Origin of the sequence: Gemmatimonas sp. (assembly GCF_031426495.1) — a bacterium.
In the GTDB taxonomy this organism is placed as follows: domain Bacteria; phylum Gemmatimonadota; class Gemmatimonadetes; order Gemmatimonadales; family Gemmatimonadaceae; genus Gemmatimonas.
In genome coordinates, this window is sequence record NZ_JANPLK010000040.1 from 174,563 (window position 1) to 200,282 (window position 25,720).

Genomic DNA, 25,720 nt, shown 5'->3' on the forward strand with positions numbered 1-25,720 from the left:
CATGCCCACACGGATGCGACGCCGCACCGGTTTCACGATCATCGAATTGCTGATCGTGGTGCTGATCATCGGCATTCTGGCGTCGGTGGCGATTGCGAAGTTCGGTGAGTCGAAGCGCCGGGCCTATCTGACGGCGATGAAGTCGGATCTGCGCGGACTCGCCACCGTTGCCGAGTCGCGCTACACGTCGGACAACTCGTACGAGAGTGTCGTGGCGCCGCAGGGGTCGGACGGTGTCACGCTCACCTTCGTCGGGACGGCGTCGGGATGGTCTGCGACGGCGACACATGCGGGCGTACCAGGCGTCGTCTGCACCATTGCGGCCGGGTCGTCGCTCGCGGCGAACGCGCCGGGCGAAGCGGTCTGCCAGTAGCACTCGCGGCGCGTGGCACGTGAAGGTGGCACGTCACGCGTGGCCCGTTTGTCACGCGTAGCGCACGGTCGTTACACCGCCGGAATGCGCGCAAAATGCTCTGGGCGCGACGGTCCTTGCACGCTGCAAAGAACCTTGCGAAAGGCAAGACGCGGTGCGCCGAGCACGCGGGCGTTGAAATGGTGCAAGTGTTTCAATGACAGTGGGTTAGCGTGGTGCCATCAACCTGGCAAGGCAGTTGCCATAAGCCATGGTGTCGCGTCGGACACCACCACGGGTGACCAGCGTCGCTAGACCCCCACTGGAGAAGTCATATGAAGCGCACTCGCAAGGGTTTTACCCTCATCGAACTCCTGATCGTCGTCGTGATCATCGGCATTCTTGCCGCGATCGCAATCCCGAAGTTTGCGGACACGAAGCGCAAGGCGTATGTGACGGCCATGAAGTCGGATCTGAAGAACATGGTGTCGTCCGCGGAAGCGTACTTCTCGGACAACAACACCTACGCCGGCTACGCGGCTCCGACGGGTTCGTCGGGTGTCTCGCTGACGTTCGTGGGTTCGGCGACGGGTTGGGCGGGCACGGCGACGCATGCGAACGCGGCCGGCGCCACCTGCTCGATCGGTGCTGGCACGGACACGCCGGCCGGCCTCGCCGAAGGCCAGCCGGGCGGCGCGACCTGCAAGTAATGTCTCACGATGGCGAAGCACTGCTTCGCCTCGTGTAGGACAACCTGAAGGGGGGAAGGGGTCGAGCGTTTGCTCGGCCCCTTTGCCGTTCCCGCTCCCCTCGTCGGCAGCGATCCGCGTGACTCGGGGCGAATCAGGGCATTCTGCGGAAAGATCGCGTAATGACAGGGTGTCCGCGACACGCGGTGTTCGCGGCGAACTCGTAACACCATTGATTTGAGCGACTTGTGCCGGTGCGTGCGCGTGGTACGCGCTGTGCCTTGATGCCAGTCGACGACGCGGGCATCTGGTTCGCGCGCCTTCTTCTACGGAGCTCATCATGAATCGCACGCGCAAGGGCTTTACCCTCATCGAACTCCTGATCGTCGTCGTCATCATCGGCATTCTCGCCGCGATCGCGATCCCGAAGTTCGCCGACACCAAGCGCAAGGCCTACGTGACGGCCATGAAGTCGGACCTGAAGAACATGGTGTCGTCGGCTGAAGCGTATTTCTCGGATAACAACAGCTACGCGGGCTATGCGGCACCGACCGGTTCATCGGGTGTCTCGCTAACGTTCGTGGGTTCGGCGACGGGTTGGGCGGGCACGGCGACGCATGCGAACGCGGCCGGCGCTACCTGTTCGATCGGCGCTGGCTCGGACACGCCGGCTGGTCTCGCCGAAGGACAGCCGGGCGGCGCCACCTGCAAGTAATGGCCGTGGCGGCGTAGCGCCGCTGCCGCGCGTAAAAGGGGTCGGGCTCTTGCCCGACCCCTTTGTCGTTGGTGGTCACGCGTACGTGGTGTGCGCACGTGGAGATGCCGTTGCACATTGCGTGAAATTCGCGAAATGAAAGCAATCGCGCGCCGGCCCTTCCGCGCGTCACGAATGGAAAGCGTTCAGCATCAATAGCTTGCGCGAACTGCGCGCGGTGGTACGCACGTTGCCATTCATCGAGTCAACGAAACGGGCATCGAGGCCCGGTCGGACCCCCCGAATGGAGACGGATCATGCAGCGCACGCGCAAGGGCTTTACCCTCATCGAACTTCTCATCGTCGTCGTGATCATCGGCATTCTCGCCGCGATCGCGATCCCGAAGTTTGCCGACACCAAGCGCAAGGCGTACGTGACGGCCATGAAGTCGGACCTGAAGAACATGGTATCGTCGGCCGAAGCGTACTTCTCGGACAACAACACGTACGCCGGCTATGCGGCACCGACCGGTTCGTCGGGCGTTTCGCTGACCTTCGTTGGCGCAGCGACGGGTTGGTCTGGTACCGCCACGCACGCCAACGCGGCGGGCGCGACCTGCTCGATCGGAACGGGCACCAGCACGCCGGCCGGCCTCGCCGAAGGCCAGCCGGGCGGCGCCACCTGCAAGTAAGACAGGCGTGACTGCATCGGCGGTGCGCGTGGTCGCACTCACGAGGTAGCACCGAGGCGTCGCGGGTCACCGCGGGCCTCGCGAGAGGGGCCGAGCAGATGCTCGGCCCCTCTTGGCTATGCTGGGATTTCACCCGTGATGCTGCTACCCCGTTGCCACGGACGCTCGCGGCACGCATCCTCCGCAGGTGCTCGCCATCCCGACTCCTCGCATCCATCAACGACTCAAGCAGGTGCTCGTCCTCGCCAGCGGCAGTGCGCTGGCGGCGATCATCCTGACCATGTGGGTCACCGAATACCTTCCCCCGTACCTCCGGTGGCCGCTCGTCGTGCTGCTGGTGGTCCTGGTGTCGATCGTGTGGGTCAGTGTGCTTCGACGACAAGTCGTCGAGCTGGTCGAGATTCCGCTGGCCCAATGTGTGGAAGCGGCCGAAGCGATTGCCGACGGCGACAACAGCCGCCGGGTGCCGGTCGGACAGACCCACGAGTTCGCGCAACTCGCCACCAGCATCAATCGCATGACCGAGCAGATGCTGGCGGCCACGCAGTCGCGGATGCGGATCGAGAAATTGGCGACCATGGGCCGCATCGCCGCCGGCATCTCGCACGAAATCGGCAATCCGTTGTCGGCCATCGCAAACTACGCGCACGTGCTGCGCATGCGCACCGCGGACGTGCCGGGTACCGCGGAACCGATCGACGCGCTCGAGCACGAGATCACGCGCATTGACCGCATCATGCGTGGGCTGCTCGATTACGCACGGCCGCGACGTCTCACGCCGAAGCCTATCGTGGTGGATGAGGTGATCGACGACGTCGTTCGGCTGCTCAACGATCAAGGGATCGTGCGCCGCTTCCGCGTGACGCGCGGGCTCGAAGCGCCCGAGGGCATCGTGTACGCCGAGCGGCATGACCTCGAGCAGGTCTTCGTGAACCTGCTGCTCAATGCGGTCGACGCCATGGATCGCGAGGGTGACGTGGTGATCAACAGTCGCATCAACGACGCCGAGTCGATTACGGAAGCGATCGACAAGCGCCGCACCGACCCGACGCCGCAGCGTTGGACGCACCGGCCCAGCAAGCGCGCGCTGGCCTGGCTCTCCCGCCCGGAGTCGCCGTCGCGCTTCCTGCAGATCGTCATGGCGGATTCGGGCACTGGCGTCGCGCCAGAAGACGAGGAGCGCATCTTCGAGCCGTTCTTCTCGACGAAGCAGCCGGGCAAGGGCACCGGACTGGGGCTCGCGATCGTGGCCAGTACGATCGAGAATCTTGGGGGTACGATCTGGGTGCAACGCGCGCGCGAAGGTGGTGCGGCGTTCGTGATTCTGCTGCCGCTGCATTCAGGATCGAGCGGGCTTCCGGCGCTCACGTCGGGCGAACGACCTGCGGTGGTATGATCCAGCGCGCTCGATTTCGGTGACACCTCGGGGGCGTGGTCGCGCTACTGTGCGGCCATGCCTTCCCCGATTCGCCCGCGTCGCGGGCATTTGCTTATCGAGTGCCTCATGGCGCTCGTGCTGGTGGCGATCGCCAGTCTGGTGCTCGCGACCACGTCGGTTTCCATGGCCACGCTGGGCGACGATGCGCTCCAATTGGCCCGTGCCCAGCGTGAGCAGGCGAACGCCGCCGGGCGTGCGTTGCTGGCGCCGTGCGATACCGCTGCCGGCGGCGTGGCCATCACGCGGTGGCCGACGGCTCGACTGCGCGTCGATGAGGCCCTGACAAGCGACGGCGCGCTACATCGCAGTCGGGTCAACGTGCGTTGGATCGCGTCGGCGCTGGCCACTGATGCCTCGCGCGAGTTGCGCGTCAGCAGCGCGGCCCGGTGCCGATGAGTCGCGGCGCGCGCCGTCGACGCGGAGGCTCGCTCGTGGAGCTGCTGGTTGCGCTCCCGATCGCTGCGCTGCTCGCGGTCGCCGCGGCAGCCACGTTGATCGGCGCCTGGCGGCTGGCGCGCCGAGCCGAATCGTCGCAGGGCGGTGCTCGCGAACTGCGCCATGCGCAGGCCGCATTCGAAAGTGAGCTGCGGCCGCTGCGCGCCGGTGATATCCAGGTACTGAGTGACACGGCGATCGAGTTTGACGCACTCGTCGGTGCGGGCGTGGCGTGCGCGGCCGCCGTCGGGTTACCCGGCAGCAGCGATCGTGTGGAGATGGTGTCCGCGGACCCCACCGAGGCACGTGGCGTGTCGTGGGCAAGCAGCGTGCAGATCGGTGATGCGTTGTCATTGTGGCGTACGAACCCAGATAGTGTGTCGTCGCTCATCGAACACCGCACGACCGTGCGCGACATCAGCTGGGGGGCGGCGTGCAACGCCTCGCCCTGGATGGCCGGATGGGCCGATCGACGAACCGTGCGCCTCACTCTGACCGACGCGAGTCCGTCCGCGCTTGCGATCGGCGCGCCGGTCGCGGTGCATCGCCGCAGGCGACTGACACTGTATCGCAGCGGTGTCCTGTGGTACGTGGGCCGGCGCACACGAACCGGCGGTGTGTGGGATGTCGTCCAGCCTGTGGCGGGGCCGCTTTTATCGCCCACACAGCGCGGAATGACAGCACGACTGCTCGACGGCACCGGTACCCCCACGCTACGTATCGCGGACGCCGCCGCCGTGCGCATCGAACTCCGCGCCGATCGCGCACCAGACGGGCGCACCGCAGCGCGTCGAGATACAGCTGCTTTTGAGGTGGTACTTCGGGCGGAAAGTGCGCAGCGCCGCCGCTGAACGCGCTCGGCGCGCCGGGTTCGTTCTGCCGTTCGTCGTGGTGGCGACGGCAATGGTCGCCGTCCTCGCGCTGGCGGCGATCAGCACGAGCTGGCGCGGGCATCGCGCTACGCGCTTGGCCGCCAACGGGGTGCGCGCACAGTTTGCCGGCGACGAAGGGGTGGCGCTGCAGCTCGATGCGTGGCCCGCCGACTCGCTGGCGGCACTGCCACCAGGCGCGACTATCTCGACGCGCCTGACGACGGCCGTGGGAGATAGCGTGCGCGTGAGGATCACCCGCACGCACCCGCTGGCCGCGTGGTTGACGGCTGATGTGGCACTCGAGCCACGAGGGACGCCCGGCCTTGTCCGACGACACGTGACTCGCGTCGTGTCGCTCGAGCCGCCGGTACTGCCCATCGTTGGCGCACTCACCGCGATCGCCGCCGTGTACGGACAGGATCCAACCACGATCGACGGACGCGACTTCGCCGATGGCAGCGATGCGTGCGGGGCATTGCGCGACACCCTCTCGCTCGTACCGGTGGCCTCGAGTGCGCTACGCGCGTCGGGCGGCGGAACATGGACGACCCTTCCGGCGTCACAGACGCTCGCGGATACCGCAGCGGTGCGTGCGACGTTCGAGCGGGCGTGGCTCTCCCTGAGGGCCCGGAGCCCTGTCCGCGTATCGGATTCCACGCCGCAGCTGTTGACGGCGTCACGCGGCTGGCATGCCCTGTTACTCGATGGGCCGGTCGTCACCGTGCGGGCGCCGTCGGAATGGCGCGGCCTGCTCGCGGTGAACGGTGATCTCGTCGTGTCGGGACGGCTCGACGTCGAGGGCGTCGTGGTGGTGCGCGGACACCTCGACGTGCGCGGCGCGGCGCTCCGCATTCGCGGTGCGCTCATCGTCGCGTCACTCGGACATCCCTCGGTGCAACTCGGCGACCAGACCGCACTGCGATACGATCGCTGCGCCGTACAGCTGGCATTAGCCACGATCGCGGTGCCACGCGCGCAGCCATTCTCACGCTGGTATTCGCCGTTGCACTGACCGTTGAGCGGTCAGAACGCCCGATTGCGAAGGATCCGAGAACGGGCCGGCACTGTCACGGTGTGGGCAGTCGTACCGGCCGTTCCCCTAGTAGAGGGCGTTACCTCGTGAGGGGACGGTCGTTTGAAGGATGACATGCCCGGTGAAGGCAGGTCAATCTGTCCCCTCGGTGCGCTCAGCGCCGAACGGCAGCGTCCAAACCACCAGAACAACCCCTACAGCCATGGCGCTCTTCGGCCGAAAGAAAATCACCGTCGGACTCGATGTCGGTTCTGGTCTTGTGAAGGCAGTGGTCATCGACCACAGCGGACCCACGCCGGAGCTCGTCAAAGTCGTCATCACGCCGCTCAACGACACGGCAATTGTCGAAGGCGAAGTGATGGATCACGGCATCGTCGCCGATGCGATCCGCCAGACGCTCGAAGCGACCGGCGTGAAGACGAAGAGTCTCGTGGCGGCCGTGGGCGGACGCGACGTGATTGTCAAGAAGATCTCGATCGAGCGGGTGAAGGAAGCGCAGGCGCGTGAGCTGATGCGGTGGGAAGCTGAACAGCACGTGCCGTTCGACATGGACTCCGTCGAACTCGACTTCCAGGTGCTCGATCCGGACGGTGACGGTCTCGACATGAGCGTGCTGCTCGTCGCGGCGAAGCGCGATCTGGTGGAAGCGAAGCGACATCTCCTCGAGGATGCCGGGTTTCCGCCCTCGGTAATCGATGTCGACGCCTTCGCCCTGCACAATGCGTTCGAAGCGAATCATCCCGATGCCATGAACGGCACGGTCGCGCTGCTCAACATCGGTAACGAGCAGACGAACCTCAACATCCTCGACGAGGGCGTGCCCATTCTGACGCGTGATCTCGGCGTCGGCACGCGTCGCTTCCGCGAGGATGTGCAGCGCGAGCACGGCATCAGCGGGGAAGAGGCCGAAGACATGCTGCGCGGCTTCGATCGCTCGGCCTTGCTCGACGGTACCATCGCCATGCGCGGCGAAGAACTGGCGGTCGGCCTCGAGCGCGCGGCCACATTCCTCGCGTCATCGTCACGCAACTTCGGCCAGATCCGCGCGGTGTACGCGTGCGGCGGTGGGTCGCGCGTGCCGGGCCTGCTGGCGTGGCTGTCCGATCGCCTGCGCATTCCGGTTCAGCCGGCCAACGCTCTCGCCCGCATCACCGTGCGTGAGGGCGCGTTGGAGTTCCTGTCCACCGATGAAGTCGCCCCGCTGCTGATGCTGCCGGTGGGACTCGCGCTCCGCGCCGCGGCCTGAGGAATCCGACCATGATGCTCCAAATCAATCTCCTCCCGGGCTCGAAGAAGACATCGCGCGGTGTCGGCAGTCTCGCCGGCTCGCTCGGGTCCATCGGTGCGTCGGTGCGCGATCCGTGGCTCGTGGGCGCGGCCGGTGCCGTCGTCGTCGCCTTCGCTGCCGTCGGTCTCCTGTTCACCGCGCAGAACGCGCGCGCCGGCGAAGTCACGGAGAAGCTCGATCGCGCGGTGCGCGATTCGACGCGCTACTCCAAGGTGCTCGACGCGCGCCGCAAGCTCACCGCCGAGCGTGACTCGGTGCAGCGTCAGCTGCAGATCATCCGCACGATCGACGAGAACCGCTACAACTGGGCGCACATTCTCGATGAGATCAGCCGCGCGCTGCCGGCCTACACGTGGCTGACCACGCTCGAGCAGACGAGCAAGGCGCCGCTGCCGCCCGGCGCCGACACGCTCGCCGGGGTCACCACACCGGTGCCGGCCACGGCAGCCGCGAAGGCGAAGAAGGCGGCGGTGGTGCAGGACACCATCGAGGTCCATCCGCCGCTCACCTTCCGCGTTGTCGGACAGACGGTCGACATCCAAGCGCTCACGATGTTCATGCGGCAGATGGAGAGTTCGCCGTTCATCCAGCGGGTCTCGCTGAGCAAGTCGGAGATCGTCATCGTCGAAGGCAAGGATGTAACGCAGTTCGAATTGTCGGCGGAGTACGAAGTGCCGCCTCCGGGTGTGGTGCGGACCTCGCCCCTCGTCGTTCCCGTGCGCTGACCCGAGATAACAATGGCACTCCTTCCTCAGACCCAGCGCGATCAGATCAAGCTGCTGATCGGCTTCGCGGCCCTCGCCCTCGCCGCGGCGTACTACATCTATCCGTATGCCGCCCGCGAAGAGCAGCTCGCGTCCGACATCACCCGCGTCGCGGAGCTCGAAGACGCCAATCAGCGCGCTGCGCGCGAGTTCGCGTCGGGCAGCATCGAGAACCTGCGTGTCCAGGCGGCGGAGAATCGTTCCGCGCTGCTGGTCATGCGACGCCTCGTGCCCACTGGCAACGAAGTGCCGGCGCTTCTCGAAGAGGTCAGCACGGCGGCCCGCCGCGCCGGTCTCGACGTCGGCGGCGTGACGCCCGAGCCGGTCATCCTCGGTGAGCGCTTCGATACGTACCGCTACACCGTCACCATCATCGGTGGCTACCACCAGTTCGGCGAGTTCCTCGCCAACGTCGGTTCGCTGGCGCGCATCGTGGCGCCGGTGAACTTCTCGATCGTCGCCGGCTCGGGCGCCAACGCCCCGCGCAACGCGATCAAGACGTCGGAAAAGGGCGCGCTCGCCTCCACGATCACGCTGCAGACCTACGTCGAGAAGACGACGCCGGCCAAGCCCGCCGCCAAGGAGCGTTCGTCATGAAGCGCCTCACCATTGTCGTCGCCACGCTCGCGCTCAGTGCTGCCGCGCTGACCGCCGATGCGCAGCAGTCGGTTCGCCCCACCCCGGCCCGCACCGTGTCCGGCGAGTCCGCCGGCACCGTCGGGCCCAGTGCCTCGCCGAAGAAGACGGCGGGCATGCCGACCGAGATCACGCTGCAGCGCGAAACCTTCGCGTATAGCGGTGGCGGACGGCGCGATCCCTACAAGTCGCTCATGAGCAGCAGTGATGTGCGTCCGCTGCTCAGCGATCTGCGTCTCACCGCCGTGGCGTTCGACCCCGTCGGCGCCGGCAGCAACTCGGTCGCCATCCTGCGCGACACGTATTCGAAGCAGCAGTACCGCGTGCGCGTCGGTCAGCAGCTCGGACGGCTGCGCGTATCCGCCATTCGACAGAAAGCCGTGCAGTTCACCATCGAAGAATTCGGATTTAACCGGCAGGAAACGCTGCCACTCAGCAGCGACACGACGAAAGTGAGGAACCCATGATGGGACCGACGACCGTTGCAGTGATCTCCGCGCTCCTGGCCCCCGGCGCGCTCGCGCTGGCCCACGTGAACGCCCCCGCAGATGGATATGCGGGATACACTGCCCCCTCGGCCCATGTGGCCATCACCTCACCAACTGACGTGCCGACGCGTGGACGCGTCCTCGGCATCGCCGTCGCCCCGGCGTCGGCGGGTGCCGACATCGTCCTCGCCATCGATTCGAGCGTCACGCTCAAGCACTTCACGCTCGATAATCCGTCCCGCATCGTCGTGGATCTCGGTGGCGCAAATCTGGCCATTCGCTCCAACTACGACGGTAAAGCTCGTGGGCCGGTGCGCAACCTGCGCCTGTCGCAGTACCGCGCCGATACCGTCCGCCTGGTCATCGATCTGGACGGCTCGCGCAGTTACACCGTCGTCCGCGAAGGCGGCTCGGTGCGCATTGCCTTGAGCGCACCGGCCGTCGCGTTCGCTCGCTGGGGTTCCAACAACATCGGCGGCGAGTTGTCGTCGCAGGTCGCGGCCGGACGCCTCGAGCATCCGGCACCTTCGGCCGCGGTCGTCGCGCCGGTGGCCGCGCCGGTCGAGGCCAAGCCGATTGAAGCCAAGCCGGTCGAGGTCAAGCCGGTGGAAGTGAAGCAGGTCGAGACGCCCATCGTGAAGGCCGGCCCACAGCCGGTGGTGCTCGATGATCACTCAGGCGATCCGCTTACGGCCCGCACGCCGGCGACGGTCTCGTCGATGGCCGCCGCGCGCCGGCAGCAGCAGAAGCCGCGCATCACGGTCAGCTACGATGGCACGAACATCCGCGACGTGATTGCCGCCTTCGCCACCTTCTCAGGACGCACGATCGTCGTCGGCAAGGATGTGTCGGGAGACGTCACTGCCGATATCGCCGACAAGCCGTGGGACGTTGCCCTCCAGGCCATCCTGCAGGCGCAGGGGCTCGCCGCCACCGAAGATGCCAGCGGCATCATCACGGTCGATAGCTACCGCAATCTCGCCACGAATCAGGCCCTCGAGCCGCTTGTGACGCAGATCGTCGACATCAATTACTCGAAGGCTGCAGTGCTGCGCGGTACCGTGCAGCAGCTGCTCGCCCGTGATTGTACCGGATTGACCACGATGGCCACTGGCCGTGACATGGGCATGCCGATGAATCAAGGTGGCGGTGGCAGCGGTGGTCAGCAAGATCAGACCGCCGGTCAGGGCTGCGTCGTTCGCGGCTCGGTGGCTGCCGACAGCGCGACCAACAAACTGATCATCACCGAAGTGCCGTCGCGTTTGCCGGAAATCGTGGCTCGCGTTCAGCAGCTCGACGTCCGCACGCCGCAGGTCGCGATCAAGGCGAAAATCATCTTCGTGAATCGCACCGGCATTACGGACATCGGACTCGCCTACGATCTGGGCACCGGGAACAAGCAGTTCTTCCAGCAGCTCGTGCCGCGCATCGATCCGAACACGCTGACCGCGGTTGATACCGACGGCGACGGCGTGCCGGATGCGACCGGTGGTGGCAAGGCCTACGAAGGACCGGCCCGTATCGCGCTCGGCGGCAATGCCCTCGCCGGTATCGCCAACGCGAACAACGCCATTAAGCCGAACGCGCTCAATCTGATCTACAGCACGGCACTCGGTCGCTATCAGCTCACTGCGTTCCTCAACGCGCTGCAGACCTCGTCGCTGGCTGATGTGCAGTCGGAGCCCAGCATCACGATCCTGAACAATCGCAGCGCCGAGATCTTCGTTGGACAGGAAATCCCGATCCGCGTGATCGACGCGAGCTCGGGTGGCGGCGGTCAGGGCGGTGGCGGCGGTGGCGGCGGTGGTGGCGGCGGACAGGGCCAGCCCAACGCGGCGGCGTTCTTCCCCCGCGCCACGGTATCGAAGGAAGAAGCCGGTATCAAGCTCTCCGTGACCCCGCAGATCACCAACAATCGCATGGTGCTCCTCAACATCAAGGCGGAGAACTCGAGTGCGGAAATCGCGGCCACCGACGTGGGCGTGATCTTCAACCGCCAGCGTGCCGAATCGCAGGTGCTCGTGGCGGATGGCGAGGCGGCCGTGATCGGCGGCCTGACCGTCACCGAGACCAACCGCTTCCGCAGTGGCATTCCGATTCTCATGAATCTCCCGTTCGTCGGTCGCTTGTTCTCGCAGAACTCCAAGAACGAAACGAAGCGCGACCTGCTCATCCTGGTGACCCCGCACATCCTGGATGATGGCGCGATCCCGCCGAGCCGCTGACGCAACGAGGACTCACATACTCATGTTTGATTTCATCGCCGGCCGCAGTTCGCTGCGGCCCACACGTCGCACCGCACGACCACTTGCCCTCGCGGCAGTAGTCGCACTGACCGCCCTTGGCGCGTGCAGCGGTGACGAAGTGATCGATCCGCCATTCCGCGACACGATCGTGCCGCGTGTCCAGGTGGCGAAGGGAAACACGGTCGCGGACACGATGCTGTCCATGACCGTGAACGCGACGGACAACATCGGCCTGAAGCGCGTGCGCGTGCTCCTGGCCGGCGGCATCAGCGCCACCTACGATACCGTCATGACGAGCGCCGTGACCTCGCTCACCGTGAACGTCAACATCAGGGTGCCGAACAATGCTCCGCTCGGCGCCACCGTCAATGCACGGGCGGTCGCGATCGACGGCGCCGGCAACGTCTCGGATACGTCGCGTGTGGCGCTCACCGTCGGCAATCTCGAGCCGCCCCAAGCGGTCGTGACCAGCCCGGTCACCGGATCGCCGGTTGTGAGCGGCAAGTCGCTCGTGATCTCGTTCTCCGGCAAGGCGCGCTACAAAGTACGCACGCTTGGTTACGAAATCACCGGCGCGTACAACGTGAAGGACTCCGCGTCGTTCGGCAATCCGCTCAAGGACTCGGTCGCCGTCCTCGACACGCTCGTCGTGCCGGATACCGTGAAGGGTCAGATCATCACCGTGACGCCGTTCGTGACCGACTCGCTCAACCAGCGCGTGCTGGGTACCGCCGTGCAGTACGCGGTGCAGAGTCCGGCAAATGCGACCACGGTTCCGATTGTCCGCACGGGTGTTGCCTCGCGCCTCGAAGTGCAGGACACGATCTTCGTAGAAGCCACCGACCCCGTCGGTATCTCGGTGCTCGGCTACGAAGTGCGCGGTCTCACCGGCCAGCTCATCGTCGCCGACTCCGTGACCTCGACTGGTGGTTTCTCGACATTGGTTCGCACCTTTCGCTCCCGGGTGCCAGTCACGGTGTTCCCGACGCTTGTCACGGTCACGGGCTTTGCCCGGAACGCGAATGGTCGTCGTGACGTCGCCCGCTTCACCTCGGGTGCGCTGCGCCTCGATACGGTGTCGGTGGTCGCCGGCTACACGAGTCCGCTGCCGAGCGGTGGACAGGTCGCCGATGCCTTCTACTTCCCGCGCACCGATCGGATCTATCTGTCGAACATCGAGCGTAACTGGCTCGAGGTCTACAACCTGGCCGACTCGACGTTCCGCACGCCGATCGCCGTGGGCTCGCGTCCGTGGGGCATCGCGCCTTGGCCGCGCAACCGTGACGGCGTCATGGCCGACACGCTGCTCGTCGCCAATTCCGGCGGTACGAACCTCAGCTACGTCGACTTGAGAACCGGCACGACCGGACGCGAAGTGTTTCGCTATGCACTGCCGAACATCGTGGCGTACAGCATCACCACCGTACGTTCCGAGGCCACCGATGCGCCGATGACGCAGCGCACGGTGTACGACTTCAGCGATCGTCCGCAGTACATCGCGGCGACCTGCGACGGCGCCAACACGCCCGGTGCGCCTTGCAAGGATGTGATCGCGGTGTACTCCACCACGCCCACGCCCGGCCAGTCGGTCCCGTTCCCGAACCAGGGTACGATTCGCTGGGAGAACCTGACGAAGCGCACGTCGCACTTCTTCTTCGAACAGGCCATCGGCCAATCCGTGGGACGCTCGGACACGCTCGAGATCGAGCGTTACGCCGCCGGCGGGTTCGGGAAGGACTCGATCCTTCTCCCGTACAAGCAGCGCGTCTCGAACGGCAACGGTGGCTTCTTCGACTACTCCATCGTGGTTCGGCTCGACCGGTTGGCCTTCCGCGACACCACATTCGTACGCGGCTCGGGAAACTTCCGGCGCGCCGTGTTCGGTGAAGGCGGAGCGGTGCTCGGCAGTCGCGCCATGACGTACGACGCGACGATGGGCTTCGATTCCACGCCGCCGGTTCCTGTGATCGACAAGGGAATCTCCCGTCCGATCGACGTGAGCGACTTCGTGGCCAACACCTTCTCCCGCGTCCAGGGTGTCGGCGTCAACTTCGACGGCGAGCTGAATGCCGTGAAGGGCGACTCCACGTACCTGTTCGACCGCACGCTTCGTCTGCAGGGTATCCTGCAGTCACGGCCGAGCGGTGGTGGACTCGACTTCCACCCGCTGAACACGGGCGCCAACTCGACGCTCCGGACACGGCTCGCGTTCGTCGCCTCGAGCGAGCCGGTCATCGATGTATTCGATACGTATTGCTATCGCAAGATCGCGTCGATCCCGATCCGCGACCCGATCATCGGTCCGGTGCGCGCCACGACGCGTCCGAATGGCCAGCTGGTGCTGGTCGGCGCGACGATCCGCGGAGTAACGGTGGTGGCACTGCCTGACAATTTCACGACGACCTGTCAGTAACCGTCGCCGAACGCAGTCGATCGCGCAGACTGAACGGCACGGCCCCGGGGCATTCGCTCCGGGGCCGTGTTGCGTTGGCCCCGCCGCATGATGAAACGTTCGTGCGTCACAACGCTCCCATCGAGCGGTGTCGCGTCATACGTTGTGACACGGACCTCGGAGCCACCGGCGTCCATCCGTCTGCTTCGTACACTCATGCTCCGCTTTACCACCGCCGGCGAATCACATGGTCCGGCGCTCGTCTCGATCCTCGAAGGCATGCCCGCCGGCGTTCCGCTACTGGCGGGCGACGTCGACACCGACCTCGCCCGCCGTCAGCAGGGCTATGGACGCGGGCGCCGCATGCAGATCGAAACCGATCGCATCGAGTTCCTGTCCGGCGTGCGCGCTGGCGAGACCCTCGGCTCGCCGATCTCGATGCTGATCCGCAACAGCGACTGGAAGAACTGGCTCGAGATCATGGATCCGGCACCGCGCGAGGCCGACGCTGACGGACCGCGGAAGCGGCAGGTGACCCGGGTGCGTCCGGGGCACGCGGACCTCACCGGACTGCTCAAGTACGATCGCACCGATGCCCGAGATATTCTCGAGCGCGCGTCGGCTCGCGAGACGACCGCGCGCGTGGCCTCAGGGGCGGTCTGCCGCGTGCTTCTGCGCGAACTGGGCATCCAGGTCGGTTCGCACCTCGTGCACCTTGGCGGGGTTGATGCGGCCCGTCCCGCGGTGATGCCAAGCGACATCAACGCCGCGTCCGATGCGTCGCCGCTGCGCACACTCGATCCCGCCGCCGAGGCGGAAATGATCACGCGCATTGACGCCGCCAAGAAGGAAGGCAACACGCTTGGTGGCATCTGCGAAGTCGTCGTCACCGGCTTACCGGTCGGCCTCGGGTCGCACGTATCGTGGGACCGACGACTTGATGGGCGACTCGGCCAGGCCATGCTGTCCATCCCGGCGGTGAAGGGTGTCGAGATCGGGCTCGGCTTCGAGACGGCTCGCCGCACCGGCGCCGAGGTGCACGACGAGATCGAGGCCGCGCCGGGGAACACCCGCATGGGCCATGTGCGTCGGAAGACGAATCGCGCGGGTGGCACCGAAGGTGGCATGACGACCGGCGAGGAACTGGTCATCCGAGTGGCCATGAAGCCCATCTCGACACTGATGCGTCCGCTTGGTACGGTTGATGTCGCCACTGGACAGGCGGCCTCGGCCGTTGCGGAACGAAGCGACGTCACGGCGGTACCGGCGATGGGGGTGATCGCCGAAGCGATGGCCGCTTTCGTGCTGGCCGATGCGCTGTTGGAAAAGTTCGGCGGCGATTCGCTGGGTGAGCTGCGTCGGAACGTCGACGCCTATCTGGCCCGCCTCGACGAGCGGGTGGGGTGACCCAGCCGGCCGGCCTTCAGATCGATGGGCATCTCGTGCTCGTCGGGCTGCCGGGATCCGGCAAGTCCACCGTCGGGCGTGCGGTCGCGAAACGTCTGTCGCGTCCGTTTCTGGATTTCGATGCCGAGATCGAGAAGCGGGAGGGCCTGTCGGTGGCCCGCATCTTCGCCGAACGAGGAGAAGCGGCGTTCCGGAAAGTAGAATATGCCCTCACGCTGGAACTGGCGGCGGCGCCACCGATGGTGCTTGCGCCAGGGGGCGGCTGGGTGACCATTCCCGGCGCCATGGCACTCCTGCGTCCGCCGGGGCGTATCATTCATTTACAGATTTCCCCGAAGGAGGCGCTGCGACGTCTCACCCGGTCCCGGATCGTGCGGCCGTTGCTCGCTCAAGCGGACCCGGCTATGGCCATGCAGTCACTCTGGGACCGGCGATCTGGGCTGTACGCCCTAGCCGACGTGACTGTAAACGTGGAAGCTGTTGATTCACAACGACTTATTGATTCTGTGGTGGCGCTTGCCCACGACGGGACTCTGGGGATAGGTTAGGCGATGAACGATCGGTGGACGCCTGTCATCGATGATTTGCGCGAACGATTCGCGGCCGACACGGATGTCGTGGAGGTCGAGGCGTATCTCTCGTTGCAAGGATATGACCGGCGACAGATTGGTGAGATCCTTTCACTTCTTTATAGCGATACTGCACCACCCCGCGGATCGGGTGGTTCTGAGATGTCGCGCCACGCGCCGCTCCGGGTTCAGGGGCCGCACGAGCGCGGACGGTTTACCGCCGAAGCCTGGGGCTACCTGGTCATGTTGGGTGGCTCCGGAGCGGTGAATCTCAACGATTTTGAGCAGTTGGTGGAGCGCGCGCTGGTCCATATCGACGGCCGCATCAACCTCGCGGACATCCGTGGTATCGCGGAGGACGTGGGGCTCGATGACGGGGCGATGGACGGCGAGCGCTCCCAGGTACACTGATCTGATGCCAATCAAGAAGGGCACGACCGCGGCGGCTACCAGCGTAGCCAAGCCCGCGGCGAAGAAAGCCGTCAAGAAAGTGGCCAAGAAGGCTGCCAAGAAAACGGTGAAGAAGTCCACAGCGACGGCCGCCAGCCCGGTCGTTGTGGCGACGCCTGTTCGCAAATCGGCCGCCAAAACGTCGGGCGTGTCCACTTCGAAGGCCGTCGCGAAAAAGGCCGCCTCGAAGACCGCCGTCAAGAAGGCCGCCAGCACCAAGGCCCGCAGCCGCTCGCGAATCGACGACGCCCCACCCGATGACGAAGAACCCGCGCCCGCCGGTGGTACGACGCTGGTCATCGTCGAGTCCCCGGCCAAAGCCAAGACAATCGGCAAGTACCTCGGAAAGGGCTTCACGGTGAAGGCCACGGTGGGTCACGTCCGAGATTTGCCCGCCAAGAAGCTTGGCATCGACATCGAGCATGGCTTCGCCCCCGACTACGTCACGATCGAGGGAAAGGAAGACATCCTCACCGAACTCAAGCGAGTCGCGAAGGGCGCCCGCGAGATCTTCATCGCCACCGACCCTGACCGCGAAGGTGAGGCTATCGGCTGGCACGTGGAGCAATACTTTACGCAGCCGCCCCGGTACGCCGTCACGGCGCCGATTCGCCGCGTGATGTTCCACGAAATCACGAAGGACAAGGTCAAGGAGTCGATGGCGAACCCGATGGATATCGACAACAAGAAGGTCGATGCCCAGCAGGCTCGTCGTGTCCTCGATCGCCTCGTGGGTTACAAGGCCAGTCCGGTGCTCTGGAAGACGGTGAAGAAGGGGCTCTCGGCCGGTCGCGTGCAGACCGTGGCGCTGCGCATCATCGTGGAGCGCGAACGCGAGATCCGCGCGTTTACGCCGGTCGAGTACTGGAGCATCGCGGCCGATCTGCAGAAGGGCACGCAACCGTTCACCGCGAAGCTGCATCAGATCGACGGCAGCAAGCCGGAGATCCCGACGGGCGATGAGGCCGAGCGCATTCTCGCCGACCTCAAGGGCCGCACGCAGTTCACCGTCACCGAAGTCAAGCGTCGCGAGAAGCGGAAGAATCCGGCAGCCCCGTTCACCACGTCCACGCTGCAGCAGGAAGCCGCCAAGAAGTTGGGCTTCGGCTCCAAGCGCACCATGCGTCTCGCGCAGGATCTGTACGAAGGCATCGACGTGGGTGGGGAAGAGGGCCAGGTCGGTCTCATCACCTACATGCGTACCGACTCGTCGCGTGTTTCCGAGACCGCGGCTGGCTCGGCGCGCGATTGGCTCAAGGCAGAATACGGCGACTCGTACCTAGCGGCCGGCATGCAGCTCTACCCGAGCGGCAAGGCGAACGCGCAGGACGCGCACGAAGGCGTGCGTCCGACCGACCCCACGCGCCGTCCCGATGATCGTCTCGCCAAGAAGCTGACGGCCGACCAGTTCAAGCTGTATGAACTGATCTGGAAGCGCTTCATCGCGTCGCAGATGGCTCCGGCCGTCTTCGATACCACGACGGTCGACTTCGACATCCCGACGCAGGGACGCGCGTACCTGTTCCGCGCCACGGGCTCCGTCATCAAGTTCGACGGTTTCCTCACGCTCTATCGCGAAGCGCGCGAAGAGGGCGACGGCAAGGCGCTCGAAGACGAGCAGGCGTTGCCGTACCTCGAGCTCAACGAGTCGGTACCGGTCAAGGCGATCACGCCGACGCAGCACTTCACCGCTCCGCCGCCGCGCTTCTCCGAAGCCTCGTTGGTCAAGGAGCTCGAACGCCTCGGTATCGGTCGTCCGTCCACGTACGCGTCGATCATCTCGGTGCTGGCCGAACGGCGCTATGTGTTGCTCGAACAGCGCCGCTTCTTTCCCACGCCCTTGGGCGAGACGGTGGAGAAGGTCATGGTCAAGAAGTTCCCCGCCATCTTCAACGTGCAGTTCACGGCGCAGATGGAAGGGGAACTCGACAAGATCGCGGACGGCGAGCTGGGGTGGGTGCGCGCGCTCACCGACTTCTGGACGCCGTTTCAGGCGACACTCAACGACAACGATCTCGACGTCCTGATCGGCGAAGCGTACGACCTGTCGGCGCTCGCCACCGAAAAGTGTCCCGACTGCGGCGGCAAGCTGGTGGCCAAGGGTGGATTTTTCGGACCGTTCGTGGCCTGTGAGAATCATCCCAAGGCGTGCAAGTACACGCGCCCGATCAAGGGCGAGAAAAAGCCGGCCGAGCTCACGAAGTACATGTGTCAGGAGTGCGGCGAACCGATGGTGGTGCGTCACGGTCGCTCGGGTGACTTCCTCGGCTGCTCCAAGTTCCCGAAGTGCCGTGGCACGCGCAGCATGCCCACCGGCGTGAAGTGTCCCAAGGACGGCGGAGAAATTGCCGAACGGCGCAGCAAGAAGCGCGGGAAGGCGTTCTACGGTTGCGAGAATTATCCGAACTGCGATTTTGTGGTCTGGGATAAGCCCGTGGCCGAGACGTGTCCGGAGTGCGGGTACGTGGGGGCTGAGGCCAAGAGTAACAAGACCCGCGGCGCGTTCCGGAAGTGTCTCAAGTGCGCGAACGAGTGGGATGTGCCGAGCCCGGACGAAGCCGAGTTGGTGGCCGAAGTCGCCTGATTCGGCGTGCGTTGGATAGATCGTGGAACGGTCGCACTGGCATTGATGCCTGGTGCGGCCGTTTTGCTGTGGGCTTCGGGCTGTGGGCTGTGGTGTGCGCGAGACGCCCGGCCCGACCCGTGGGATCCCCTTGGCGAAATTGCTGCGGGGGTGGCCGTGCGCCTGTCGCTGCGCTCCGGCGCCGGCGTCACCCCCGCAGAGATTCGCCGCGGGGACCCGCGGGCCGGGACGGGCTGCGTCGAACGCGTACCACGACCCCGCCGAACGCACCGAAGGTCGTCGTGGCGGCAAAGTGCGCGAGGTCCCTTCCCTTGACGCCGACGACTGCCCCGCGGCTCGCCGTGGTCCCTCCCCGCCGCCGATCTGCGCTGGTCAGGCTCGGCCATGCGTGTGTCGCGCGCACGGACCACCGCGGCGGCGCACACGAGCGCTGGTGCGCCTCCCACCCCCGTGTAGCTCGTTCGGCACGGGGACGCCCCGCCGCCGCCGCTGCGTGGGCGCCGTGATCCCATGGCTCGGCACCGACGTCCGACCGCACGCGCAGCAAGCGGCGAAGGGGTGCTCCCCGATGCCGCACGAGCGTCCACACCGACCGAGCCGCCGCGCGCACCACGAACCCAAGTAAAGCGCGAGCCGTTAGACTACACGCATGGCATCCAACGAAGTGCATGTGATCGGCGGCGGGCTCGCCGGAAGTGAAGCCGCGTGGCAGCTCGCTGAGCGCGGGCACGCGGTGGTGATCAGTGAAATGCGCCCCGTGCGCGGCACCGCCGCGCATCGCACCGAGAAGCTCGGTGAGCTCGTGTGTTCGAACACGTTCAAGAGCACCGAGACCACCAACGCGCACGGCCTGCTGAAGGCCGAGATGCGGCAGCTGGGTTCATTGATTCTCGACTGCGCCGATGAGTCGCGCGTGCCGGGTGGTTCGGCGCTCACCGTCGACCGCGAAATCTTCTCACAGCATGTACACGATCGCATCCATGCACACCCGCGCATCCGCGTGTCGCGCGAGGAAGTCACGGCGCTCCCCGATGTCGGCATCATCGCGACCGGACCGCTCACGTCCGATGCGTTGGCCGATGCCATCCGCGCGCGGCTCGGTGTCGAGTCGCTCGCGTTCTACGATGCGATTGCGCCCGTCGTCTCGCTCGAGTCGATCGATCAGAACATTGCGTTTCGGGCCTCGCGCTGGGGCAAGGAAACGATGGACGGCGCCGGTGAGGAAGGGGCGTATCTCAACTGCGCCTTCACGCGCGACGAGTACGAAGCCTTCATCGACGCGCTGACCACCGCCGACCAGTTCACCGCGCACGAGTTCGACGCCGTGCCGTACTTCGAGGGGTGCATGCCCATCGAAGAGATGGCGCGGCGCGGACGGGAGTCGTTGCGCTTCGGGCCGATGAAGCCCATCGGATTGCAGGACCCGCGCTCCAACTCGCGTCCGCATGCCGTCATGCAGCTGCGTATGGAAGATCGGGGCGGCCGCATGTGGAATCTGGTCGGCTTTCAGACGCGGCTCCGTATCCCGGAGCAGGCACGGGTATTCCGCATGATTCCCGGCTTGGCCGAAGCGGAGTTTCTGCGCTTCGGCTCCATTCACCGCAACTCATACGTGAACGCGCCCGCGGCGCTGTCGTCGCACTTGTCGCTGCGCGACGCGCCGCAGCTGATGTTCGCCGGACAGATCACCGGCGTCGAAGGCTACACCGAAAGCAGCGCCACCGGTCTTTTGGCCGGCATCAACCTCGCGCGGCAGATGGAGGGACGCGAGCCGGTCGTGCCGCCGCCCGCCACGATGATGGGCGCCCTGTATCGCTACATGCGCGAAGCCGACCCCAAGCACTTCCAGCCGATGAACGCGAACTTCGGGTTACTCGACGACCTCGAAGGTGTCGCGCCGAAGCTCTTGAAGGACAAGGCCAAGAAGCGCGAGCTGTTCGCGGAGCGCGCGCTCACGGCGATGTCCGCGTGGCGTGACGATGCGGGCATCGTTCCGACGGCCATTCGCGGGTGATGCGCCAATGAGTGACGAGGTCGCGCCCGCCGAACCGGCGGTGCCGGACACGGCCCTCCCCGATCAGGCACTCCCCGCCGAGATCGACGAATTCCTCGTCCATCTCACGAAAGAGCGCGACCTCTCGCCCAATACCACGTCCGCGTACCGTCGCGATCTGCGCGAATTCTCCACTTGGTTGGCCAGCACGCGCGGCATCAACGGGTGGAAGTGGAACGAGCTCGGACGCACGGAGATCCGCGGCTTCATGGCGCACTGCACGCGCCGCGGACTCGCCAAGCGTTCGGTCGCGCGACAGCTCTCGGCCGTGCGCAGCTTCTATCGCTGGTTGCACCGCGATGAACGCGTCGACGTGAATCCGGCGCGAGCCGTCAAGTCACCGCGATTGCCGCGCACACTCCCGGCGTATCTCGACAAACGGCAGGCCGACACACTACTCGAACACGCCGCGACGCGCGCCCAGAGCCTCGAGTTCACCGACGTGCGCAATCTCGCGATGCTCGAGCTGTTCTACTCGAGCGGCCTCCGACTCTCCGAACTGCGCGGCATCGACCTCGGCGATCTCGATCTCGTCGCCCAGCAGGTGAAGGTGCGTGGCAAGGGCCGCAAAGAGCGCATCGTTCCCCTTGGTGATCACGCCCAGCGCGCACTGCGCAACTATCTCGTGAGGCGCGACGCCCTGCTCGCGAAGCTCAAAGACAGCGCCAAGAAGCCTGCGCGCGGTGCGGTGTTTCTGAGCGAACGCGGCGGGCGCATGAGCCCACGTGCTATTCAGCACGCCGTCGCGCAGCTACTCTCCGCCGTCGACGAAGGGGCAGGGCTCAGCACGCACTCACTGCGTCATAGTTTCGCCACGCACCTGGTTGATGGCGGTGCGGACCTGCGCGCCGTACAGGAACTGCTCGGTCACGCCAGCATCAGCACCACGCAGATCTACACGCACACCAGCGTCGAGCGCCTCAAAAAGGTCTATAGGCAGGCGCACCCGCGCGCCTGAGTTTTCTGTGTGTGACGGCGGTGTGCTTTCGGCTTTGGTCGTGGTGCGTGCGGTGGCCGGTTTGGGCGCGCACGCCGCGTCGACCCGTGAGGAACTCCCCGTCGGCTTTTCTGCGGGGTGCATCGTGGGCGTGCCGCGAGAGTGCAGCGCGGCCCTCGCAGAGAGCCGCCGTGGAGCCCCACGGGCCGAGCGGCTACACTCGCAGTGGTGGTCGGGAATCACGCCCGCGTCGTTTGCAGTCAGACCCGCCCCTCAGAGGGGCTCCGGCGCGCGGTTACGGGGGTGAGTAAGCGCGGGGAACCACGAGCAGACGAAAAGCCCGACGGCAATCACGGTGACGACGCGCGCGCGACACGACGCCTCCGTATGCACGCCACCCTCGAGCCCCGAGCAGTGTGCTCCCCCAGCCCCAGGTAGGTCGGCGGTGCACCTCCCTGCAGCCGCCTCTGCGGGCGGCCGCTCCTCACCCGCGCGGCGCACCGGCGCGTCCCGCCCGCAGCAAGCGGCGAAAGGGAGGTGCATCGCCGACCATCACCCATCCGCAAGCACACCATCAACTCAAAACTCAAACCGGTGTGCCACCAGACAAAACAGTGACCGCGCGAGCGGCATCGAGGTTCCCGCCGCAGAGAACAATGCCGACCGTGCGTCCCGCCAGTCGCGGCGCCAGCAGGTGCAAGCCGGCCAGCCCCGTCGCGCCCGACCCTTCGGCCAGATTGTGCGTGAATCGCCACAAGTCGCGAACGGCCTGCGCGATGGCCGCTTCGCTCACCACCACGAACTCCTCGAGTCCGTGGCGCAGCGCGGGGAACGTGAGCTCGTACGTCGAACCCGTCGCGATCCCTTCGGCGAACGTCTGCACCGGCGCCCCCGAACGTGGCACGCCGTCGTGCCATGCATCATGCTGCGCCGACGCGCCGATGCTCTGCACCGCGTAGACTTCGAGATCGGGCTTGAGTACATCGCGCACGACGGCCGCTCCAACCGCTTGCGAGCCGCCGCCCAGCGCAATGATGATCGCGTCGAGATCCGGCGTCTGCTCCAGAAATTCCGCGGTCATCGTGGCGGCACCGGAAATCACCTCGTGGTGATTCGTCGAGTGTACCAACGTCTTGCGATCGCGCTCGGCCAACTCGCGACACGCTGCCACCGTGTCGTCGTAGCGATCGCCCACCTCGATCAGCGTGGCCCCCAGACCGCGAATGGCCGCGCTCTTCTCCGAGTTGTTGCCACGAGGCACGCAGATGGTGACCGACACCCCTCGTTGCGCGCCCGACCACGCGAGTCCAAGCCCGTGGTTGCCGGTCGTGGCGGCGATCACGCCACGGGCCGCGTCCTCGTCTGATAGCGCCATGATCGACGAGGTCCCGTTTCGCACCTTGAAGCTGCCCGTCGGCAGGTGATTCTCGTGCTTCACGAGCACGCGGATGCCGTGTCCGACGAGCTCGTCCAATGGCGGGTAGTGCCGGACCGGGGACGGGTCCAGATACCGGCGCAACCGAACGCGGGCGGCCAGTACGTCGTCGTAGGTGATGGGGTACATTCCTCAAATATGCCTCTCCCAATCATTCGAGCTACCACCATCCTGGCGGTGCGTCGCAACGGACGCGTCGCCATCGGCGGCGACGGGCAGGTGTCCGTTGGCGATACCATCGCCAAGTCGCAGGCCGTCAAGGTTCGTCCCCTCAAGGGCGGCCGTGTGATCGCCGGTTTCGCCGGTTCCGTAGCCGACGCGATTACGCTCTTCGAGAAGTTCGAGGAGAAGCTCGATCGCTTCCCGGGCAATCTCCCCAAGGCTGCGGTCGAACTGGCCAAGGAATGGCGCAGCGATCGCGTATTGCGTCGTCTCGAAGCCATGCTGATCGTGACTGACGTCGATCACGGCTTCATGTTGAGCGGCAACGGGGAACTCATCGAGCCCGACGACGGCATTCTCGCCATTGGTTCCGGCGGTGCCTACGCGCAGGCGGCCGCCCGCGCGCTCGTGCGCGAAACGGCGCTCTCGCCAGCCGAAATCGTGCAGAAAGCCCTTACGATCGCCGGGGAGATCTGCATTTACACGAACACCAATATCACGGTGCTCGAACCGACCGCCTAACCGGTCGCTACCGCCGGCGGACAACTCGGCGTCGCAGAGACATCCCCGAAAGCGACGACGCTCGTTAGCGTTCGGCATGCCCTCACCTCGCACCCAACAGGCAATTGCTCGGCTCGCCGACCTCACGCCGCGGCAGATCGTGGCGGAGCTGGATCGCTATATCGTCGGCCAGGCCGATGCCAAGAAATCGGTGGCGATCGCGCTGCGCAATCGGTGGCGCCGTCAGAGGGCGCCGGAAGCGATCCGCGAGGAGATCTCGCCCAATAACATCATCCTCATCGGCCCAACTGGCGTGGGGAAAACCGAGATCGCGCGGCGTCTGGCGAAGCTGTCGGGGGCACCGTTCACGAAGGTGGAGGCCTCGAAGTTCACCGAGGTCGGCTACGTAGGGCGTGATGTCGAATCCATGGTGCGCGATCTCATCGAGAGCGCCATCGACATGGTGCGCACCGAGCGTGAGTCGGAAATCGAGGACCTCGCCAACGAGAAGGTTGACGATCGGCTGCTCGACCTGCTGCTGCCGGTACCTCCCGTCGCCACCGGTGACGCGCCGGAGGTGAAGGCTGAGCATGACGCGGCGCTGGAGCGCCACAAGCGCACGCGCGACAAGCTGCGCCTGCTGTTGTTGGATGGTCAACTCGACGGCCGTGAAGTCGAACTCGAGGTCACGCAGTCAGGCCCCGGGATGCCCGGCATGGCCACCCCCGGTGGCAACGAGGGGATGGAGAGCATGGCCGAGTGGTTTCGTGACATGATGCCCAAGAAGAAGAAGCGCCGCACGGTTAAGGTGAGCGAGGCGCGTCGCATTCTGCTCGATGAAGAACTCGAGAAGCTGATCGATCTCGACGACATCACCGACGATGCGCTCGAACGCACCGAGGCGATGGGGATCATCTTCCTCGACGAGATCGACAAGATCGCCGGCGAGCGAGGGCAGGGAGGTGGTCCCGATGTGTCGCGAGAAGGTGTGCAGCGCGATCTGCTGCCGATCGTGGAAGGGTCGAACGTGCAGACGAAGTACGGGATGGTGAAAACCGATCACATCCTGTTCATCGCTGCCGGCGCGTTTCACGTGTCGAAGCCCAGCGACCTCATTCCGGAGCTTCAGGGCCGCTTCCCCATTCGCGTGGAGCTCAAGCCGCTCACCGAGCAGGACTTTGTGCGCATCATGACGGAGCCTGAGAACGCGCTTACCAAGCAATACGCGGCGCTGGTTGAAGCCGACGGCGCGTCGCTGGAATTCAAGGATGATGGCATCGCCGAACTGGCGCGGGTGGCCACGCGGGTAAACGAGCGGATGGAAAACATCGGCGCGCGCCGATTGCACACCGTGATGACGACCCTGTTGGAAGACGTGCTGTTCGACTTGCCCGACCGCGGGAAGGATGCCGTGATCGTGGATGCGGCAATGGTGCGGGAGCGACTGAAGTCGATCAGCGAAGACGAGGATTTGCGGAAGTACATCCTGTAAAGCGCGGCTCAAGGCGCTTCAAACGGCTTCAAGGGGTCAGAGTCGTTGTACGCCCGTGAACGACTCGGTCCCCAGGTAGCCAGAACCCGTGAACCGACCCAAAAGCGTGGG

Annotated in this window: 23 protein-coding genes; 22 read left to right on the forward strand and 1 reads right to left on the reverse strand. The window is 65.7% G+C overall.

The window, feature by feature from the left end:
* The first annotated feature begins 1 nt into the window (after window position 1).
* The 20 genes from RMP10_RS10525 to xerC all read left to right on the forward strand — a co-directional run bounded on the left by RMP10_RS10525 (window position 2) and on the right by xerC (window position 22,040).
* Window positions 2–373, forward strand: coding sequence for a prepilin-type N-terminal cleavage/methylation domain-containing protein (locus RMP10_RS10525; RefSeq protein WP_310570251.1), 372 nt, complete (start codon window positions 2–4; stop codon window positions 371–373).
* Between the two features lie 314 nt (window positions 374–687).
* Window positions 688–1,062 (forward strand): prepilin-type N-terminal cleavage/methylation domain-containing protein, encoded by a 375-nt coding sequence (locus RMP10_RS10530; protein ID WP_171223770.1) that lies wholly within the window; start codon window positions 688–690, stop codon window positions 1,060–1,062.
* 319 nt (window positions 1,063–1,381) lie between these two features.
* The gene (locus RMP10_RS10535) at window positions 1,382–1,756 is read left to right on the forward strand and encodes a prepilin-type N-terminal cleavage/methylation domain-containing protein (protein WP_309670192.1); all 375 of its coding nucleotides are present in this window, start codon (window positions 1,382–1,384) and stop codon (window positions 1,754–1,756) included.
* 296 nt (window positions 1,757–2,052) lie between these two features.
* On the forward strand, window positions 2,053–2,427 hold the full coding sequence (locus RMP10_RS10540) for a prepilin-type N-terminal cleavage/methylation domain-containing protein (protein ID WP_309670191.1): 375 nt from the start codon (window positions 2,053–2,055) through the stop codon (window positions 2,425–2,427).
* Window positions 2,428–2,614: 187 nt separating this feature from the next.
* Window positions 2,615–3,823 (forward strand): ATP-binding protein, encoded by a 1,209-nt coding sequence (locus RMP10_RS10545; protein ID WP_310570252.1) that lies wholly within the window; start codon window positions 2,615–2,617, stop codon window positions 3,821–3,823.
* Between the two features lie 57 nt (window positions 3,824–3,880).
* The gene (locus tag RMP10_RS10550; RefSeq protein ID WP_310570253.1) at window positions 3,881–4,261 is read left to right on the forward strand and encodes a hypothetical protein; all 381 of its coding nucleotides are present in this window, start codon (window positions 3,881–3,883) and stop codon (window positions 4,259–4,261) included.
* Between the two features lie 35 nt (window positions 4,262–4,296).
* Window positions 4,297–5,151: a hypothetical protein gene (locus RMP10_RS10555; protein WP_310570254.1), complete on the forward strand. Its 855-nt coding sequence runs from the start codon at window positions 4,297–4,299 to the stop codon at window positions 5,149–5,151.
* Window positions 5,132–6,184 (forward strand): hypothetical protein, encoded by a 1,053-nt coding sequence (locus RMP10_RS10560; protein WP_310570255.1) that lies wholly within the window; start codon window positions 5,132–5,134, stop codon window positions 6,182–6,184. The genes RMP10_RS10555 and RMP10_RS10560 overlap by 20 nt, the downstream gene beginning before the upstream one ends.
* A gap of 223 nt (window positions 6,185–6,407) precedes the next feature.
* Window positions 6,408–7,451: a type IV pilus assembly protein PilM gene (pilM, locus tag RMP10_RS10565; RefSeq protein ID WP_309670186.1), complete on the forward strand. Its 1,044-nt coding sequence runs from the start codon at window positions 6,408–6,410 to the stop codon at window positions 7,449–7,451.
* 11 nt (window positions 7,452–7,462) lie between these two features.
* A complete protein-coding gene (locus RMP10_RS10570; protein WP_309670185.1) occupies window positions 7,463–8,218 on the forward strand; it encodes a PilN domain-containing protein in 756 nt (251 codons plus the stop codon).
* Window positions 8,219–8,230: 12 nt separating this feature from the next.
* Window positions 8,231–8,854 (forward strand): type 4a pilus biogenesis protein PilO, encoded by a 624-nt coding sequence (pilO, locus tag RMP10_RS10575; RefSeq protein WP_309670183.1) that lies wholly within the window; start codon window positions 8,231–8,233, stop codon window positions 8,852–8,854.
* Complete coding sequence (locus RMP10_RS10580; RefSeq protein ID WP_310570256.1) at window positions 8,851–9,360, forward strand: hypothetical protein; 510 nt, start codon at window positions 8,851–8,853, stop codon at window positions 9,358–9,360. The genes pilO and RMP10_RS10580 overlap by 4 nt, the downstream gene beginning before the upstream one ends.
* Complete coding sequence (locus RMP10_RS10585) at window positions 9,357–11,606, forward strand: AMIN domain-containing protein (protein ID WP_310570257.1); 2,250 nt, start codon at window positions 9,357–9,359, stop codon at window positions 11,604–11,606. The genes RMP10_RS10580 and RMP10_RS10585 overlap by 4 nt, the downstream gene beginning before the upstream one ends.
* A gap of 22 nt (window positions 11,607–11,628) precedes the next feature.
* The gene (locus RMP10_RS10590) at window positions 11,629–14,040 is read left to right on the forward strand and encodes a hypothetical protein (protein ID WP_310570258.1); all 2,412 of its coding nucleotides are present in this window, start codon (window positions 11,629–11,631) and stop codon (window positions 14,038–14,040) included.
* 195 nt (window positions 14,041–14,235) lie between these two features.
* The gene (gene aroC / locus RMP10_RS10595) at window positions 14,236–15,426 is read left to right on the forward strand and encodes a chorismate synthase (RefSeq protein WP_310570259.1); all 1,191 of its coding nucleotides are present in this window, start codon (window positions 14,236–14,238) and stop codon (window positions 15,424–15,426) included.
* The gene (locus tag RMP10_RS10600; RefSeq protein ID WP_310570260.1) at window positions 15,423–15,974 is read left to right on the forward strand and encodes a shikimate kinase; all 552 of its coding nucleotides are present in this window, start codon (window positions 15,423–15,425) and stop codon (window positions 15,972–15,974) included. Before aroC ends, RMP10_RS10600 begins: the two co-directional genes overlap by 4 nt.
* A 3-nt stretch (window positions 15,975–15,977) precedes the next feature.
* Entirely contained in the window at window positions 15,978–16,406 is a 429-nt protein-coding gene (locus tag RMP10_RS10605; protein ID WP_310570261.1) for a DUF494 family protein, read from the forward strand.
* 4 nt (window positions 16,407–16,410) lie between these two features.
* Window positions 16,411–19,029, forward strand: a complete 2,619-nt coding sequence (gene topA / locus RMP10_RS10610) for a type I DNA topoisomerase (RefSeq protein WP_310570262.1) — start codon at window positions 16,411–16,413, stop codon at window positions 19,027–19,029.
* 649 nt (window positions 19,030–19,678) lie between these two features.
* On the forward strand, window positions 19,679–21,043 hold the full coding sequence (gene trmFO, locus RMP10_RS10615; RefSeq protein WP_310570264.1) for a methylenetetrahydrofolate--tRNA-(uracil(54)-C(5))-methyltransferase (FADH(2)-oxidizing) TrmFO: 1,365 nt from the start codon (window positions 19,679–19,681) through the stop codon (window positions 21,041–21,043).
* A 7-nt stretch (window positions 21,044–21,050) separates the two neighbouring features.
* The gene (gene xerC / locus RMP10_RS10620) at window positions 21,051–22,040 is read left to right on the forward strand and encodes a tyrosine recombinase XerC (RefSeq protein WP_310570265.1); all 990 of its coding nucleotides are present in this window, start codon (window positions 21,051–21,053) and stop codon (window positions 22,038–22,040) included.
* Window positions 22,041–22,605: 565 nt separating this feature from the next.
* Here the strand turns inward: xerC and RMP10_RS10625 are convergent.
* Entirely contained in the window at window positions 22,606–23,583 is a 978-nt protein-coding gene (locus RMP10_RS10625; protein WP_310570266.1) for a threonine/serine dehydratase, read from the reverse strand.
* Between the two features lie 9 nt (window positions 23,584–23,592).
* On the opposite strand from RMP10_RS10625, the gene hslV reads away from it, so the two are divergent.
* Together hslV and hslU are read left to right on the forward strand one after the other, a co-directional pair.
* Window positions 23,593–24,138: an ATP-dependent protease subunit HslV gene (gene hslV / locus RMP10_RS10630; RefSeq protein WP_309670169.1), complete on the forward strand. Its 546-nt coding sequence runs from the start codon at window positions 23,593–23,595 to the stop codon at window positions 24,136–24,138.
* 76 nt (window positions 24,139–24,214) lie between these two features.
* Complete coding sequence (gene hslU / locus RMP10_RS10635; protein WP_310570267.1) at window positions 24,215–25,609, forward strand: ATP-dependent protease ATPase subunit HslU; 1,395 nt, start codon at window positions 24,215–24,217, stop codon at window positions 25,607–25,609.
* Window positions 25,610–25,720 lie beyond the last annotated feature (111 nt).

What these genes read in the sequence shown, in the direction of transcription:
- RMP10_RS10525 (WP_310570251.1), top strand. Translation starts at nt 2, where the DNA reads ATGCCCACACGGATGCGACGCCGCACCGGTTTCACGATCATCGAATTG.
- RMP10_RS10530 (WP_171223770.1), top strand. Translation starts at nt 688, where the DNA reads ATGAAGCGCACTCGCAAGGGTTTTACCCTCATCGAACTCCTGATCGTC.
- RMP10_RS10535 (WP_309670192.1), top strand. Translation starts at nt 1,382, where the DNA reads ATGAATCGCACGCGCAAGGGCTTTACCCTCATCGAACTCCTGATCGTC.
- RMP10_RS10540 (WP_309670191.1), top strand. Translation starts at nt 2,053, where the DNA reads ATGCAGCGCACGCGCAAGGGCTTTACCCTCATCGAACTTCTCATCGTC.
- RMP10_RS10550 (WP_310570253.1), top strand. Translation starts at nt 3,881, where the DNA reads ATGCCTTCCCCGATTCGCCCGCGTCGCGGGCATTTGCTTATCGAGTGC.
- pilM (WP_309670186.1), top strand. Translation starts at nt 6,408, where the DNA reads ATGGCGCTCTTCGGCCGAAAGAAAATCACCGTCGGACTCGATGTCGGT.
- RMP10_RS10570 (WP_309670185.1), top strand. Translation starts at nt 7,463, where the DNA reads ATGATGCTCCAAATCAATCTCCTCCCGGGCTCGAAGAAGACATCGCGC.
- pilO (WP_309670183.1), top strand. Translation starts at nt 8,231, where the DNA reads ATGGCACTCCTTCCTCAGACCCAGCGCGATCAGATCAAGCTGCTGATC.
- RMP10_RS10580 (WP_310570256.1), top strand. Translation starts at nt 8,851, where the DNA reads ATGAAGCGCCTCACCATTGTCGTCGCCACGCTCGCGCTCAGTGCTGCC.
- RMP10_RS10585 (WP_310570257.1), top strand. Translation starts at nt 9,357, where the DNA reads ATGATGGGACCGACGACCGTTGCAGTGATCTCCGCGCTCCTGGCCCCC.
- RMP10_RS10590 (WP_310570258.1), top strand. Translation starts at nt 11,629, where the DNA reads ATGTTTGATTTCATCGCCGGCCGCAGTTCGCTGCGGCCCACACGTCGC.
- aroC (WP_310570259.1), top strand. Translation starts at nt 14,236, where the DNA reads ATGCTCCGCTTTACCACCGCCGGCGAATCACATGGTCCGGCGCTCGTC.
- RMP10_RS10605 (WP_310570261.1), top strand. Translation starts at nt 15,978, where the DNA reads ATGAACGATCGGTGGACGCCTGTCATCGATGATTTGCGCGAACGATTC.
- topA (WP_310570262.1), top strand. Translation starts at nt 16,411, where the DNA reads ATGCCAATCAAGAAGGGCACGACCGCGGCGGCTACCAGCGTAGCCAAG.
- trmFO (WP_310570264.1), top strand. Translation starts at nt 19,679, where the DNA reads ATGGCATCCAACGAAGTGCATGTGATCGGCGGCGGGCTCGCCGGAAGT.
- xerC (WP_310570265.1), top strand. Translation starts at nt 21,051, where the DNA reads ATGAGTGACGAGGTCGCGCCCGCCGAACCGGCGGTGCCGGACACGGCC.
- RMP10_RS10625 (WP_310570266.1), bottom strand. Translation starts at nt 23,583, where the DNA reads ATGTACCCCATCACCTACGACGACGTACTGGCCGCCCGCGTTCGGTTG.
- hslV (WP_309670169.1), top strand. Translation starts at nt 23,593, where the DNA reads ATGCCTCTCCCAATCATTCGAGCTACCACCATCCTGGCGGTGCGTCGC.
- hslU (WP_310570267.1), top strand. Translation starts at nt 24,215, where the DNA reads ATGCCCTCACCTCGCACCCAACAGGCAATTGCTCGGCTCGCCGACCTC.